Annotated in this window: 19 protein-coding genes; 10 read left to right on the top strand and 9 right to left on the bottom strand. The window is 47.5% G+C overall.

What is annotated here, in order from left to right; genetic code table 11:
• Window positions 1-45: 45 nt before the first annotated feature.
• Genes FCU94_RS18665 through FCU94_RS18655 form a run of 3 tightly spaced genes read right to left on the bottom strand, consistent with a single transcriptional unit; the run spans window position 46 to window position 2,083 of the window.
• A complete protein-coding gene (locus FCU94_RS18665) occupies window positions 46-474 on the bottom strand; it encodes a YqaA family protein (protein WP_217906493.1) in 429 nt (142 codons plus the stop codon).
• Entirely contained in the window at window positions 471-1,136 is a 666-nt protein-coding gene (locus FCU94_RS18660; protein WP_176289963.1) for a gamma-glutamyl-gamma-aminobutyrate hydrolase family protein, read from the bottom strand. Before FCU94_RS18660 ends, FCU94_RS18665 begins: the two co-directional genes overlap by 4 nt.
• Window positions 1,109-2,083, bottom strand: a complete 975-nt coding sequence (locus tag FCU94_RS18655) for an amidoligase family protein (protein ID WP_176289962.1) — start codon at window positions 2,081-2,083, stop codon at window positions 1,109-1,111. Before FCU94_RS18655 ends, FCU94_RS18660 begins: the two co-directional genes overlap by 28 nt.
• A gap of 239 nt (window positions 2,084-2,322) precedes the next feature.
• Here FCU94_RS18655 and FCU94_RS18650 point away from each other — a divergent pair, with 239 nt between their 5' ends.
• From FCU94_RS18650 to FCU94_RS18615, 8 genes are all read left to right on the top strand, one after another.
• The gene (locus FCU94_RS18650) at window positions 2,323-2,934 is read left to right on the top strand and encodes a thermostable hemolysin (protein WP_176289961.1); all 612 of its coding nucleotides are present in this window, start codon (window positions 2,323-2,325) and stop codon (window positions 2,932-2,934) included.
• 75 nt (window positions 2,935-3,009) lie between these two features.
• Window positions 3,010-4,584 (top strand): AMP-binding protein, encoded by a 1,575-nt coding sequence (locus tag FCU94_RS18645; protein WP_176289960.1) that lies wholly within the window; start codon window positions 3,010-3,012, stop codon window positions 4,582-4,584.
• A 10-nt stretch (window positions 4,585-4,594) separates the two neighbouring features.
• Complete coding sequence (locus tag FCU94_RS18640; RefSeq protein ID WP_176289959.1) at window positions 4,595-5,278, top strand: TenA family transcriptional regulator; 684 nt, start codon at window positions 4,595-4,597, stop codon at window positions 5,276-5,278.
• Between the two features lie 8 nt (window positions 5,279-5,286).
• Window positions 5,287-6,081 (top strand): SDR family oxidoreductase, encoded by a 795-nt coding sequence (locus FCU94_RS18635; RefSeq protein WP_176289958.1) that lies wholly within the window; start codon window positions 5,287-5,289, stop codon window positions 6,079-6,081.
• A gap of 14 nt (window positions 6,082-6,095) precedes the next feature.
• Window positions 6,096-6,731, top strand: coding sequence for a tetratricopeptide repeat protein (locus FCU94_RS18630; RefSeq protein ID WP_176289957.1), 636 nt, complete (start codon window positions 6,096-6,098; stop codon window positions 6,729-6,731).
• A 3-nt stretch (window positions 6,732-6,734) separates the two neighbouring features.
• Complete coding sequence (locus FCU94_RS18625; RefSeq protein WP_176289956.1) at window positions 6,735-7,391, top strand: response regulator; 657 nt, start codon at window positions 6,735-6,737, stop codon at window positions 7,389-7,391.
• Window positions 7,381-8,796: a sensor histidine kinase gene (locus FCU94_RS18620; RefSeq protein ID WP_176289955.1), complete on the top strand. Its 1,416-nt coding sequence runs from the start codon at window positions 7,381-7,383 to the stop codon at window positions 8,794-8,796. Before FCU94_RS18625 ends, FCU94_RS18620 begins: the two co-directional genes overlap by 11 nt.
• 142 nt (window positions 8,797-8,938) lie before the next feature.
• Entirely contained in the window at window positions 8,939-9,802 is an 864-nt protein-coding gene (locus FCU94_RS18615; protein ID WP_176289954.1) for an AraC family transcriptional regulator, read from the top strand.
• A 131-nt stretch (window positions 9,803-9,933) separates the two neighbouring features.
• Here FCU94_RS18615 and FCU94_RS18610 read toward each other — a convergent pair whose 3' ends face one another.
• The 5 genes from FCU94_RS18610 to FCU94_RS18590 form a co-directional block, all read right to left on the bottom strand.
• Window positions 9,934-10,176 carry a hypothetical protein gene (locus tag FCU94_RS18610; RefSeq protein WP_176289953.1) on the bottom strand — a complete coding sequence of 81 codons (243 nt, stop codon included), beginning with the start codon at window positions 10,174-10,176 and terminating at the stop codon, window positions 9,934-9,936.
• Between the two features lie 28 nt (window positions 10,177-10,204).
• The gene (locus FCU94_RS18605; RefSeq protein ID WP_176289952.1) at window positions 10,205-10,420 is read right to left on the bottom strand and encodes a DUF3820 family protein; all 216 of its coding nucleotides are present in this window, start codon (window positions 10,418-10,420) and stop codon (window positions 10,205-10,207) included.
• 104 nt (window positions 10,421-10,524) lie between these two features.
• On the bottom strand, window positions 10,525-10,875 hold the full coding sequence (locus tag FCU94_RS18600) for a helix-turn-helix domain-containing protein (RefSeq protein ID WP_176289951.1): 351 nt from the start codon (window positions 10,873-10,875) through the stop codon (window positions 10,525-10,527).
• Between the two features lie 175 nt (window positions 10,876-11,050).
• Window positions 11,051-12,211, bottom strand: coding sequence for a D-alanyl-D-alanine carboxypeptidase family protein (locus tag FCU94_RS18595; protein WP_176290097.1), 1,161 nt, complete (start codon window positions 12,209-12,211; stop codon window positions 11,051-11,053).
• Window positions 12,212-12,405: 194 nt separating this feature from the next.
• Window positions 12,406-12,768: an NADH:ubiquinone oxidoreductase gene (locus tag FCU94_RS18590; protein ID WP_176289950.1), complete on the bottom strand. Its 363-nt coding sequence runs from the start codon at window positions 12,766-12,768 to the stop codon at window positions 12,406-12,408.
• A 460-nt stretch (window positions 12,769-13,228) separates the two neighbouring features.
• Here FCU94_RS18590 and FCU94_RS18585 point away from each other — a divergent pair, with 460 nt between their 5' ends.
• Entirely contained in the window at window positions 13,229-14,392 is a 1,164-nt protein-coding gene (locus FCU94_RS18585; protein ID WP_176289949.1) for a threonine/serine exporter family protein, read from the top strand.
• Window positions 14,393-14,436: 44 nt separating this feature from the next.
• Here FCU94_RS18585 and FCU94_RS18580 read toward each other — a convergent pair whose 3' ends face one another.
• Complete coding sequence (locus FCU94_RS18580) at window positions 14,437-14,649, bottom strand: alternative ribosome-rescue factor A (protein WP_176289948.1); 213 nt, start codon at window positions 14,647-14,649, stop codon at window positions 14,437-14,439.
• Between the two features lie 376 nt (window positions 14,650-15,025).
• Here FCU94_RS18580 and FCU94_RS18575 point away from each other — a divergent pair, with 376 nt between their 5' ends.
• The gene (locus tag FCU94_RS18575; RefSeq protein ID WP_038204438.1) at window positions 15,026-15,235 is read left to right on the top strand and encodes a cold-shock protein; all 210 of its coding nucleotides are present in this window, start codon (window positions 15,026-15,028) and stop codon (window positions 15,233-15,235) included.
• The last annotated feature ends 36 nt before the right edge of the window (window positions 15,236-15,271 follow it).

The raw sequence follows: 15,271 nt of genomic DNA, 5'->3' as shown, positions 1-15,271 counted from the left end.
ATATCGCCACTAGAGGAAAATATCTCGTTGTTGATGAAAAGAGGTCTAAGTCAACCAACCCGCTAGGTAAACCACGGCGATATAACGCATACACTTGCCGATTCCAACCAGCAAAACAAATGGCACCAGCCGCACCTTAAAAATACCAGCAATTAGGGTTAATGCATCACCACCGATCGGTAGCCAAGCCAGTAACAAACTCCAAACGCCATATCGTTGAAACCAGCGCTGCGCTTTGTTGATTTGGCTGTCGTTAAAATAGAACCACCTTTTATGTTTAAAGCGCATTATGCCGCGGCCTAATAACCAATTCACCACTGCGCCTAATGTATTCCCCAAAGTGGCAATAGCGATCAATATCCATGGTTCGCCGCCTTGTTGAAGCAAGATGAACAAAAGCACTTCAGAATAAAATGGTAATAGGGTCGCGGCTAAAAAGGCAGAACCGAACAGCAGTAGATAACTTGTAATCATTCACCAGCCTGTTTTAGCCAACGAAATATCGCAAACTGTGCGGGTAAATAGAACAAGTATTCAGGATGCCATTGAACACCAAGAATCATTTCTCCTTCAGAACTTTCAACGGCTTGCGTTAGGTGGTCAAGGTCATGCCCAACCACTTTTAGGCCAATACCTAGCTGCTTAATGGCCTGATGGTGAAGGCTATTCACACGCAGGTGGTTTTGTCGACATAGACTCGCCAAGTGGGAAGAGCCGTGCAACTTGACTTGCTTAGTCGGTAATAACCCTGGTCGATTATAAGTAAGTTTGCGCATGTGGCGAATATCAGAGTATAGCGTGCCTCCTTTAACCACGTTTATCAGCTGTGCACCACGACAAATTCCCAGTAGTGGGACGCGCTGCTCTAAAGCCCACTCTATCCAGTGGATCTCTAATTTGTCGCGTTCTGGGTCAAGTCGCACTTTCTGATTGATATCGCCGCCGTAGTGTTCTGGGTCAATGTCGTCCCCGCCTCCAATGATTAGGGCATCGAACCTCTCCCCTGACCACGGATGGCGAACACTCAAACGTACCGGGCAAGCACCCGCGAGTAGCAAAGCCACTTTGGTGCACCACCATGAAGGTGACCATCGACTTCCATTCCCCGTTACACCCACTCGCGGTCTACGAGCCATTGTGATACCTCCTTTTGCCACGCTTCTCTACTGACTCCTATGACAGGGCGCGTCATCTCGATAAATTTGTTTGACAACTCCTCTATTGCAGGCCTGTCATTGGCTAAGCGTTCAACCACACACCATAGGTTCCAACTGTTGGCGAGACTCCAGTTTTCGTCTTCTATCTGACAATCTGGCAAGCGGTAATGGAAAGTAGGACGAGGGTTGATTAACTGGTCATCGACTGTCTTTAGCACCCGCTCTCGGTTGATTTCGGTAAGCAGCGGCAGTAAATCGAGCGCGCGATTTCGTGTCGGATTGTGCTCAAGATAATGATCAGTGAACGCATCAAGATCTGAGTATGACTGGCTCAGCAGCTCGTAAACGTAGGCTTCGGGGTATAAATTGACGTAGGGACTTAATTTTCGAGTCACATCGACCTGATGCGCTTCGACTAGCCACCATTGCAGTAAAGCAAACGCTTTGACGTACCGTTCAATCGTGGCGACATCAAGGCTAGGCAGTTCAGGGTTAATATGAACACCAAAAGCGGCGAACATTGAACTCTCGGTACCTTTCGCACCGACCCGGCGCAAGATAGGGATCAGCTCGTCAAGATGAGAGAGTTGCTTTATCGATACCGGAGGACAGATGATTTCTAATGGAACGATGACTAACGCGCCTTGCTGCAGCAGTTCAACCCACTCATGGCCGTCGTCTTGCTGTTTCGCTTCGCTCGCTTTGCGCTTAAGATAGTCCCAATCGAGTTCAATCGTGAACGTTCCTAACGCATCGCTATGAACTCGGTATTCCGCTGCGGTGCTCTGTTCAAGCTGTCCACCAAACGTCGCTTGCACCTGCTTAGCGGTCTCCTCAAGCGTTAGCCCGGTAAACTCTAACTCGAATCCCACTCGTCGGTCTGCGCCCTTTGCGGTTTTATGTTGGGCAGGAAGATTAAATTTCATTCGTAGACACCAAGGTTGAGAATGAATCTCACAGTGTAGCAGACTGAAGTACAGAGCTAAAATCGCGTGATAAGTGCGAATTTTGCGAGAAGGGGATTCATCAACGCCACGCCTACCTTTACCTCAAAGAGTGAAGTGCCCTTCGGAGAAGAAAAAGCCGTGCACAACTCTACTCCTTAAGAGTTTCTTAAGTTTCGCGTTTTATTGTGTAGATAAGCAAGCAAACATAGGAAGCGCTCATGAAATACCATGCACAAACTTCTGCAGATGGGTTTACGTTAACCATCGTTTATCCAACGCATCCGCTTTGGAGCCAAGTTATCGAGCATGTTTCTCAGCGTTATCAAGAAGCATTCTTTGCCGAGCTCAAGCAGTTTATGCCAGCGTATTTGACCCTTATCGAAGACGGTCAGATTGTTTCGGTTTGCGGCTTTCGCGTCGCAGAAGATGAGCCCCTGTTCCTTGAACAGTATCTAGATGACGACGCCCAAGCGCTGGTATCTCAGGTATTTCATTGTGACGTAAAGCGTTCGAGCCTGGTCGAGTTCGGCCACCTAGCATCGTTCGCTAAAGGCATGTCGTCGCTTCATTTTTACCTCATTGCGGAAATGTTGGTCAGCCTCGGCTTTGAATGGTGCATTTTCACCGCTACTGACCCACTTCACGCCATGATGGCGCGTCTTGGGTTGGAGCCTCACATCATCGCACAGGCCGATCAAAACAAAGTGCCGGATGCCGAGTCCACGTGGGGTTCTTACTACGATCATCAACCGCGCGTGTTAGCGGGAAATTTACACAAAGGACTAGAACGCTTGCGACGACTTCAACAACGCAAACGCCGACAGGCTTAGGTAAAAAGTAAACATTGCTCGATGGGTAAGCACCGGCAGAGCAACCTTGTAAAACCAATAGAGTGTCGATGACGTATGAAAAATCTCTTCCAAGCCATGAACAAATGGGCAAATACCACCCCCGACCATGTAGCACTTGTAGGCTATGAAGCGGGTCATTCGGTTGCGCTCACTTACGCCGAACTTGTCAGCAAAATTGAGCATGTTGCCGACCAACTGGTCGCGCTGGATATTAAGGCTCTCGCATTACGTGCTGAAAACAGTGTCGATTGGGCCATCATCGATTTAGCCGCCATGGCAGCCAACATAGTTGTCGTGCCTATTCCAACTTTTTTCTCCGATGCTCAAGTTGAGCACACGCTCGCGCAGTCGGGAGTGGACGCTTTAGTCGGAGATTGGCAAGCATGGTTTGCTGCCCATCCTCAGCATAGGTCGAACCTACAAGGTCAGGCGCTTTCAATCGCAAACTTACCTTTGCTGCGTTGCCACTCATTTGGAGATAAAGACAAATCGGTTGCCTACCTACCAGAGACAGGAAAAATCACCTTTACGTCCGGCTCAACTGGCCAGCCTAAAGGTGTGTGTTTGAGCTATGATCATTTGGGTTTGGTGGCGCAATCGCTCGCTGACGCAGTAAACGGGACGGCACACTCACACTTGGTGCTGCTACCCTTGTCGACTCTGTTAGAAAACATCACTGGCATTTATGTCCCTCTGATGTTGGGTGTCACCACCTATATTCTCCCCGGAGAACAAACTGGACTCCTCGGCTCAAGCCAGTTCGAACCGCGCTTGTTTGCCCACGTACTAGCCACCACCCAACCAGAAAGCTTAGTGCTCACTCCCGCACTGCTGCTCGCACTTATTCAGATAGCCAAACAGCAGCCCTCGGTTGTGGATTCCCTGAAATTCGTCGCTGCTGGCGGTGCAAGAGTATCGTCGCAACTGATTAACGCCGCTCACGCGTTAAACATCCCGGCCTTTGAAGGATATGGCCTATCCGAATGTGGCTCCGTCGTTTGCTTGAACACACCGACAGCATGCAAAGCAGGAACCTGCGGTATGCCGCTTCCTCACGCTCAGGTTCGCATCGCGCAAGATGGAGAACTGCTCGTTAAAGGTAGTCTTGCCCTTGGTTATTTGAATGAACCCTTCACCCAAGAATGGTTGGCCACGGGCGACTTAGCTCAAGTGGATGAACAAGGTTTCATTACCCTATCTGGACGCAAAAAGAATCTGATTGTGACCGCCTATGGTAGAAATGTATCACCGGAATGGGTGGAATCAGAAGCGTTGGCATTTTTACCGATGACGCCAATGATCATTACGGGAGACAACCAACAAACCTTATGTGCGGTCGTCGCCAACAGCCAAGACGTCGAAGCTAAGGTTGCCGAGCTAAATCGCACCCTACCGGACTACGCTCAAGTTCGAACCTTGCTGCTATTTGACAACCCCAAAGCCATCTCTGCTTGGTACACCGACAACGGCAAACTCAAGCGAAACCAGATTGAACGTGATGTGGCTCAACTACTTGCGAGCGATACACCTGATCTCATGCTGCAAAAACAAAACGTCCAACGCATCGATTTGCCCTGTGAACGACACAGAGCATCTTTTCAAACTGCCTCAACTTTAACGGCTTCTTAAGGAGAAGGTTATGACTGAATTTTTTCAACAACTCAAACAAAGTACCGCCGCTGCTCAACAAGACATGCTCACTGCGCCAGTCATTGCAGACGTCCAGCAAGGCCTGATTTCCAAAGCGATGTACATCGCCTTTTTGACGCAAGCTTATCATCACGTTAAACACACGGTGCCCTTGTTGATGGCGTGTGGTGGCCGATTGTCGGGCGAATACGAATGGGTACGTGATGCCATCGCCGAATACATCGAAGAAGAAAAAGGCCACCAAGAATGGATTTTAAATGACATCCAAGCCTGCGGCGGCGATGCCGAAGCGGTGCGAAATAATCAAGGCGTGGGCCAAGTGGGCGCCGCTATCGAACTGATGGTTTCATACCTTTACCACAACATTGACCGTCATAACCCACTGGCGCTGTTCGGCATGGTGTGGGTACTAGAAGGCACCAGCGTAGGCATTGGTGGCCAAATGGCGGAAAAGATTCAGTCGACACTAGAATTGCCACCGTCAGCCATGACGTACCTGGTTTCACACAGCGTCCTAGACCAAGACCATCTGCAGTTTTTTGAGTCATTGATGAACAAAATCACCGATGCGCAAGATCAACAAGTCATCATCGACTCAGCAAGCATGGTGTTTGACCTGTACGGACAAATGCTGCGTTCTTTACCTACTTTCTCAACCCAACAAGCGGCATGAGGTGAAGCATGATCATTAACAACAGCACCGTGCTCTTGACAGGTGCAACAGGTGGAATTGGGCAAGCGATTGCACAAGAGTTAGCCAAGCGAGGGGCTTCCTTGATCCTGGTCGGCCGCAATGAAGAGGGGTTGCAAGCGCTAAAGCGTGCATTGCCTAACCCAGAACGCCATGACTTGGTGGTGGCTGATATCACTTGCTCAGAGGGATTAACCGAGATTAAAGGTCATGCACGCCAACATCAAAAAATAGATGCATTAATCAATAATGCGGGCAGCAATGATTTCTCCTTGCTCAGCCATAAAAGACCGACACAAATTGCAGACGAGATCCAACTCAACCTCGTCGCCCCCATGCTACTGTGTCAATCCGCACTGACCTGGTTAAAACAGCCCGGAGTCATACTCAATATTGGTTCGACATTTGGCTCAATTGGTTACCCAGGTTACACCTCCTATTGCGCGGCAAAAGCGGGCTTACACCGTTTTACCGAATCGCTCGATAGAGAGCTGTTCGCCACCGGGATCCGTGCCTTATATTTGGCACCAAGAGCGACAGAAACCTCGCTCAATAGCGATGCCGTCAATGAAATGAATCGACAGTTGGGGAACAAAACGGACTCACCACTGGTCGTTGCCAAACACGTTGTTTCCATGCTGGAAAAAGAGACATCAGCGAAATGGATTGGTTGGCCAGAAAAACTGTTTGCTCGCATCAATCAACTGCTTCCAGGCGTGGTTTCTGCGGCGATTAGCAAACAACAAGAGACCATTCACCAATTCGTAAACCGAGTCAGCCATTAAAGAGGACATGAACGATGAATACCAAACAACTATTTTGCACTCTGGCGGTGTGTTCGACATTAGTTTCAACAGCGACGCTAGCTAGCGAGACTCCCCTGCAACAGGTTCAAAAAAAATGGGCAGAATGTCAGTACAGCACGCCAGACGGTGACGAAAAGGAAAAGTGCTTTCACCGCGCCATTGCCAAAACCAGTATCTACCTCGACAGAGAACCGGGTAATCCCGAATTAACGGTATGGCTGGCGATCAACAAAGCGTCTTTGGCTGGCGCACAAGGCGGTTTGGGCGCGCTTTCCCTTGTGAAAGAAGCCAAATCTTTGCTCGAAAGCGTCATTGAAACGTCTCCCGACACTCTTGATGGCTCTGCATACACTAGCCTTGGCTCGCTATACTATAAGGTTCCGGGATGGCCTGTCGGTTTTGGTGATGACGATAAAGCCGAAGAAATGTTGAAAAAAGCGTTAGAGATCAATCCAAAAGGCATCGATCCGAACTATTTTTATGGAGACTTCCTAGCCGAAGACGGGCGAGACAAAGAAGCCAAAGTCTATCTGACTCGAGCCTTGCAAGCATCACCACGTCCAGATCGACCTCTCGCCGACAAAGGTCGAAAACTCGAAATAGAAGCCGCACTTGGGAGACTAAAATAAGTCATGCGTTTATTACTGGTAGAAGATGACAAACTGCTCGGTCAATCCATGGTGACGTCATTAAGTCGCCATGGCTACACCGTGGATTGGGTAGAAAAAGGGGCGGGGGTGACTAGCGCCCTCAACACTGAAGTGTTCACCGCGGTGATTTTGGACCTCACCCTGCCCGATATCGATGGGTTAGACGTTCTACGCCATATACGCAAAGGCGGATTTAAGCTTCCGGTCATGATACTAACCGCACGCGACGACATTCGCGATCGCGTTCAAGGACTTGATGGCGGCGCTGATGACTACTTAGGCAAGCCTTTTGCACTCGAAGAGTTGCTCGCTCGTTTGCGTGTGTTGATTCGTCGTCAATCCGGTAGCGCAGAAGAAGTCATCCAGGTTGGTCCGTTATCGTTATCTTTATCAGAGCAAAGTATTTGCTACGATGACACACCATTAAAGCTCACGCGCAATGAGTTTAAAATCCTCACGAGCTTAATGACCAACGCCGGGCGCGTACAAAGTAAAGATCAATTACAGCAGTCACTGCACGGTTGGGACGAAGGATCGAGTGACAACGCTATCGAAGTGCATATTCACAATTTACGCAAAAAAGCCCCCGACTTAGCCATAAAAAACATTCGCGGTGTGGGGTACATTCTTGAAAAGTAACAAATCGTACTCGATCAAACGTCAGTTGACGCTATCGGTTGGGGTCTTAGTCAGTGTTCTTTTACTGATCTCACTCTATTTTAGTTTCCAATCTGCAAAACACGAAGTCGAAGAAGTTTACGACGCTAGGCTCGGGCAATCGGCAAAGTTAATGTTGCTGACACTGTCGATTTCAAAAGAAGAGAGCACCCTCGAAAATCATAAGAAACTGTTTAATCAGTGGATGACAAACATTGAGTCGATGTCATCGCTTGACGATGACAATGTGACGACATTCGGTCATCCTTATGAACAAAACTTGGTTTTTCAGTTCTATCGAGACAACACTCTGCTGTGGAGCTCCGCTCAAGGCTTGCAAGCTCTCTCTCACTCTGTCGATGCGAATGGCTACGCCGATATCGTAAAAAACGGCACTCAATGGCGTGCATTTCAGATATCACTACCGCAAACAAAGCACGCCAACGAGTACGTTGTGGTGGCAGAAAAATACCAAATTCGGCAAGAGATCATCCACGAAATCGCTCTATCCACGTCTATCGAACAATTACTGATACTGCCTACTTTATTGCTGCTGCTGTTTTGGCTAATCGATAAACACTTCCGACCTATCAAAGACTTACGAACCGCCATCACCCAACGAAACGTGCACCGATTGGACCGTATCCATGTCAAAGACAACACCATTGAGCTCGCGCCACTGGTTGACTCACTCAACTCGCTGTTGTCAAAGCTGGAGTCAGCCTGGCAAAGAGAAAAACGCTTTACGCGTGCTGCCGCACATGAACTGAAAACGCCGCTGACAGTCCTTCGTCTTAATGTCGAGAATGCACTGGAAAGTAATGACCCAGAACAACTGAGGGGAGATTTACACAACATACTACAGGGCATTGAGCGAACCGACCGCCTTATCCATCAACTGCTGACGTTAGCCAAAGTGGATAGTCTCGCAGAACGTGTGTTTGACCCCATCGAACTGACCCCTTTACTACAAACCGTTGTTGCAGACTTAGCGCCATTAGCACTAAAGCATAAGCAAGATATCAGCTTGTCGTCGGCCAATATCACTCTCTCTGGCGATCGGATATTACTAGAGGTTCTGGTCCGTAACCTCATCGATAATGCGATTCGGTACTCCGGTGAGGGCAGTGATATTCAAATCAACGTTACAGAGCGCAGCCATAGCGTCAAAATGTCTGTTTCCGATACTGGCCCGGAAATACCACAAGAGACTCGAGAGCGAATTTTTGAACAGTTTTATAGAGGTCACTCCTCACAGGGCGACGGGGCCGGTTTGGGGATGTCGATTTGCAGAGATATCGCCACGTTACATCGTGCAACCATAGAGCTGATGCCTAGAGAAAATGCGAAAAACACATTCGTGGTTACCTTCGCCGTAAAGGCATGACTCTATTGATTCTTCTCTTGTCACAAATCGAAACCGCGCCACATAAACTATCGACCATCCAACATCCAGCAATCTCAATCAGGCATAATGAAATCTCGGTGGGTATCATTTCTGCGATGTCTAAGTTGGAGCCTCAAACACAATGAGTGTGATAAAACGTCATGAACGACAAATAAGTAAAGTGTGTGATTTTATAGATCGAAACCTGGATGACGAGTTCTCACTTGAGCAACTCAGTGCTGTATCAGCCAGTTCAAAGTACCATTTTCACCGCATCTTTAAATCGTTTATGGGGATTAGCGCCATGCAATATGTCTTGCTAGCAAGAATGAAGCGCGCCTCTTTTCGGTTAGCGTTCGAACCAGAGTGCAGTGTGACTGATATTGCTTTTGAAGCCCGCTTCGAAAGCCTAGAAGCCTTTTCACGTGCATTTTCTCGAGTATTCGGCCAGTCACCTTCCCAATTTAGAAATCAACCTGAGTGGCGCACTTGGCACTCAAAGTATGAATATCATCCGCCAACAGTAGGAGACAGAGCAATGGATGTTCAAATCATTGATTTCAAAGAACAAGAAGTAGCACTAATTGAGCACAAAGGTAATCCAAAACTGATTTACGAGACAGCAGCCAAGTTTATAAACTGGAGAAAATCAACCGGACTATCGCCAATCAAGACCAGTGATACATTTGGAATTCCTCACTCTGACCCAAGCGATACGCCAGAGCATGAGTTTCAATTTGATATCTGTGGTTCGCACGTAGGAGAGGTGCCAGACAATGCCTATGGCGTCAAATCGGCAACCATACCCGGTGGTCGGTGCGCGATAACAACCCATAAAGGAAACCAAGATAATATTGGCGACACCGTATATCAGTTGTATCAAAAATGGCTGCCAGAGAGCGGTGAAGAGTTAAGAGACTTTCCTTGTTTCTTCCGTTACTTAAATTTTGTTCATGAAGTAGACGAATGTGAGTTGTTAACCGAGATCTATTTACCGCTTAAGTAACAAGCGAAAAAACACACCGCAACGCCCTCTGCCAACGCAGCGAAGCGAATCAAAAAAGAGTCAACCCGATAAGGCTGACTCTTTTTGTTAACAAGCCATTTTCACCATTGAGAGAAAGAGGCAGTGGCAAGTCACTGAGACTGGTGCCCCGTCTTTTTCGCAAGCTTTTGCATCGCCTCGGCAAACGTTGTTGTGCCGCCTTTGGCTTTAACCTGCATGACCTTATACCCCATTTTTTCCAGCGCTTGGCGCTCGGCTATAACGGCTTTGTCGTCTTGTTCACTGCCCATAGCGGGTTGGTGAATGTAACACCCTTCCAGTGGGCCATCTTCGACCAGTTGGTGGTGCCTTAGTGAATGGATATCAAAATTCATAGGAAGTTTTTAAAAGTACTGCGGTGGGTTACATACGTTTTAAAGGCTTGACCACGCTATCAAGCCCTTCAATTTTTAAAGCTAAACAGAGTTTCAGCAATTCGCCAAGCTCCCCATTTGGAAAACCCTTTTTATCGAACCACAGCAGGTACTCCTCGGGAAGATCGATAAGCGCGCGCCCGGCGTATTTACCAAAAGGCATTGGCATCCGAGCCAGTTTGATCAAATTTTCTTTTTCTAACATAGCGAAGTTTTAGTCGTGTATATCGCACTAGAGTAACATTAAACACGATAAGCCAAAACGCTAGTTTGTGTTCACCGACAAGCTACTTCAATCAACACGCTTGATTATGTTTGGACCATATGGGCGTACTCGACCACCACTTGGTTACCTTCAATGTAGGCATTTTGAATTTCACCGTCGACACTCATGCGGCTTTGCAGATAGACCACTTTAGGGCCATGTTGCTGATCATCTTTGAGGGAGGGAAACACGTTTTTGGGCTCAAGCCGCAATAGGCGACAAAACTGGCTAACAAACGACATGGTTATCGGTTTCTCACCACGTAAAAGCTGAGAAAACGCCAGTTGGCTCATGCCGAGCTTTTTGGCAAATTCCATCTGCGTTAAGCGCATTTTAGACTTCTGTGACATCCAAGATTGATATAAAGCTTCCCTGTCTTTATCCGTAAATTCCATAACCATTCCCCAATTTAATTTGTTGGATGAATTGTCGGTATTTTCATTAACGGATTGTCAGAGGCCAGTAAATCAAAGTCATAACAGTGTGGGAACTCCGAGACAAAGTGGCTTATCAAAGTGGAGTGCGACCCGCAAATAAAAAAGCGGATGCTTTCAACATCCGCTTACTCGATTAAAACCAGCCCGATATTAATCGCTTAAACCAGTCAATGACTTTTTTGACCAAACCACCTTCATCAACGTCTTGTTGAGCGACGAGGTCGACACTGGCCACCGTTTGTTCCTCTAAGCGGTAAACCACACGCCCGACCACATCTCCTTTTCGAATCGGTGCCACCAACTCGTTTGAGTATTCAAGTTCTGCACTGAGCTTGTCGCTATCGCCTTTAGCTATCGTTAATAACACGGGCTCGGCGACTCCTACAGGCAAGGTATCTTGCTTACCCATCCACACTCGGGCTTGGGCTAACGTGTCGTCAACGCTTGAAGGGGAGACGGTATCAAAAAAGCGAAAACCATAACTCAGCAGCTGCTTACTCTCCGACTCACGGCTCTTAGTGCTGCTTGTCCCCATGACCACAGAGATCAAGCGCATCTCTCCCTGCGTTGCTGATGTCGCTAAACTATACCCGGCTCCACTGGTGTAACCAGTTTTCATCCCGTCTACATTCATGCTTCGATCTCGAAGTAGGCCGTTGCGATTGTACTGAGTGATCCCGTTGTAGGTGTACGATGTTTCGCTGTATAGCGGGTAAATCTCGGGTAAATCACGAATAATCGCCTGGCTCAGTATCGCAATGTCACGCGGCGTTGAATAGAGGCCATCACTATCCAAGCCATGAGGATTGGCGTAGCGGGTGTTGTTGAGCCCTAACGTTTGTGCCCAGCTGTTCATTAAACCAACAAATGCGTCTTCACTGCCTGCCACATGTTCGGCAATCGCGACGCTGGCATCGTTACCCGATTGAACAATCAAACCTCGATAGAGATCCATCAATTTAACGTCGGTCCCCACTTCGATAAACATTTTGGATGAATCGGGGAAATTTTTTGCCCATGCATTGCGGCTGATACGCACCTGATCATCAAGTGAAATATTCCCTCGATTGACCTCCTGGCCTGCAACATAGGCAGTCATTAGCTTGGTTAAACTGGCGGGGTTCAGTTTACTGTCGGCATTTTTTTCCACCAGAACCGCCCCCGTATGATAATCCATCAGGATATAACCTTTCGCGCCTAAAGACGGGGGATCTGGAATGATGGTTGGGGCAGCACTGACTGCCAATGAGAGAGAAAGTGTCGAAAAAAGCGCTGAAGATTGAAGTAAACGCATAATCATGATGTGCGACGTCTCACTATTAGTGTTGATAAACCCTCCCAGTATAGACAAGCAAGACAGACTTTCAGCCACTCTGAAATCAATCGTTACCATTCATTGGGAATAATCAATTTAAAATAGAAACAACGGTTAGCAACGCAAAAAAGCCAGTGGATGTCCACTGGCTTTAGTTGAAAGTTTTGTCAATTTTAGGCTGTAGTCAGTGACTTCTCTTTCTTTCTGGCGGTCAGTTTTTCTCGATAAGCAAACCAGAAGTAGGTCGCCACAACAGAGAAGAAAAGATAAGACAAGGCGAAAACAAACGGCGAGCTAATTAAGTCTTGCGACAACCCCCAACTTACGCCAGCAACGGTCACAGTGATCTTGGCGAAAAAGCCGCAGATAAGCAGCACTAGAGCCAACTGAGGAAAGCGAGTGCTTCTAAATGCTAACCAATAGCAGCTCCCTACCGCTAGGGTGGAGATGTACAAACCTAGCAAAAATGAATGAAGGTGCTCAGCAGAGGCAACCCCCGCAGTGACAGAAATAATCAATAGGATAAACAGCTTCATAATTGGCCTCGCTTTTAAAACTTAAAAAAGCTTCCTTTCATTTTTGCAAACTCATTTTACGCATATTTTCGTCAATCACGCGGGGAATTCAAGCGCTATTTTATGTCTATTTATTAACCAATTTTCTGAACCCATAAAGATGTAATGAGTTTGTTAACTTCTTTGTAATCAACAACTATTGGCATTACTTGTCATTGCCGTTCCGACCTCACTCATTCACCTTTCCCGTTACAAATAAGCAACAAATGAAACACTCTGAAATAATCTAATTCTGTGAGCGAAATCTACTCACGCGCATAGCCACACTGCGCAAAATCTTAGTTTTCACAAATCCACGCTCTCCTCATTCGATAGCAAGCTAAATATTGTGTGAGCCTAACCACTGTTCGACGCTTTATATCTCGAATTATCTTTGGCGGTTTGTTATTTTCGCGCCACCCAAACTTGCCTACAAAGTCTCATGCCCTCCGAGTACCGAATTCAAAAGATCGTCGAGATCGGCGACACCTTGCACCGCAGCGGTTGTGCGCCTTACAAACTGGAAAAGTACACCCAATTCTACGCGCGTAAGCATGGCGTCGACGTGATGATTCAAGCCACGCCAACGACCGTTAATTATCAGTTTCCAGACGACAACAACGCGGTGGTGATGAAGCGTCATCAACCGGCATCGATTAACTTGAGCCTACTGGCGAACACGATCATTCGCATCAACCAACCCAGCAGTGAGCCCGTGCCAGAGCCGATAGGCTACCCCAAATGGGCCATTGCACTGGCCAATATCGCCATTCCCCCCGCATACCTGATGCTCGTTGGGAGTACAATTGAAGCGATTTACTTTGCTGCTTTCTTGGGCTTGGTGGTTTGGCTCACTCAACAAGTGTGTCGAGGACGCCGCGCCATTGCTGCTGAGTTTTTGGCTGCATTGCTGACCGGAATATTAGTGGCGTTTTTTTCTAGTACAGGGATAGCCATTCCTATATGGGCGCTTTGTATTGCTGCGATAGTGTTGTTTGTGCCGGGACTGTCGATCGCTAACTCACTAGAATGCTTGGCCTTCAACGACCTTGTCTCCGGAACCAGCTTGCTCGGTCAAAGTGCGCTGAGCCTAATCAAGTTGTTTGTCGGTATCGTCATGGGGCTCAACGTCGGTGAGGCAATTTGGGGGCAAGCGGAGTCGCTTCAGTATGTCAACGAAGTCCCGGTCTGGCTGCATGTCTCTGGGCTATTCTTAATTTCTATCTCATTGAGCGTGCTGTTTAATGCGCGGCCAACCGACATTCTTCTCGGGCTTCCCGTCGCCGCGCTGGGAATGTGGGGGCCATTTTATCTTGGGTTTGATAGCGGCTGGGTTGTGGGCACTTGGGTTACCACTGTGCTGATCACCTTGTACGGGACATGGGTGGCGAAAAAGATGGCTCTGACCGGATCCATCTACATCGTACAAGGGATCATCATTTTGGTTCCGGGCAGCCGTGTACTGGTCAGTGCTGGGCAATCGGTTTTTGAGCAATCGATTTTACCGATCCCGAGTATTGGTCTCTCGGCACTCTTTATGTTCTCAGCTATCGTCGCAGGCCAGATTACCGCCTACTCGATCTACTCGCCGCAAATCGAACGCTAAATATGGCCAATATAAAGAAAGAGCCCTATTCAAACTTCGCTCTGTTAAGCGGCTTTTGAATAGGGCTCTTTTCCCTTGTGTTTCATGTTGCGTTGATAACTGCCTTTGCCTTTTTTCGCTTTTTCGACTTTTGCCTGAAACAGCTTGCTCGTTACCATGGCTTTGAGCGCGTTATCTTTGACTTCTCCGCGACCAAAGTCGACTTGATGCTCAACACAGCGTTCATCCGCAGTGTTTCGCTTACTCTGCTTTGCCATACGGCCTCCACATCATTGTTTATAAACGACTAGTGATTGTTGATGTTATACCCAATAAACATCGGTACGCCTCCCCTGATCACCAAACAAGCAAATGTTACACTATTTATACCCAGATCAGTAATATTTTCGAAACCCTACCTAGCGCAAATTTCTAATGAAAACACCGATTAAAACAGAACATAGTTCCTTATTCTTATTGACTTAGTTGCACTTCGCTTTAGACTGGATCGCAGCTAGAAAACGGTACTTGTTTACTTCCACCGTTCCGTTAGAACACTTGTGTATCTGCCGTAACGTCGTGCGCAATAGCAATCTCCTTTTCCACGCTATCGATGCCGTATGGCTTTTACAAGATTTATCAAGGATATACAATATGTCTAACACAGTTACTGGTACAGTAAAATGGTTCAACGAAACTAAAGGTTTCGGTTTCATTCAACAAGAAAACGGTCCAGACGTGTTTGCACACTTCTCTGCAATCACTGGCGACGGTTTCCGTACCCTAGTTGAAGGCCAAAAAGTTGAGTTCGTCGTATCTCAAGGTCAAAAAGGTCCTCAAGCTGAGAACATTAAAGTACTTTAATTCTTAAGTACTGAAGATTTACAATAGCCAGCTTCC

The sequence above is a fragment of the Vibrio sp. JPW-9-11-11 genome (genome assembly GCF_013369335.1).
GTDB lineage: Bacteria > Pseudomonadota > Gammaproteobacteria > Enterobacterales > Vibrionaceae > Vibrio.
The sequence above is the reverse complement of the archived record's forward strand: the minus strand, read 5'-3'. Positions and strand labels throughout refer to the sequence as shown.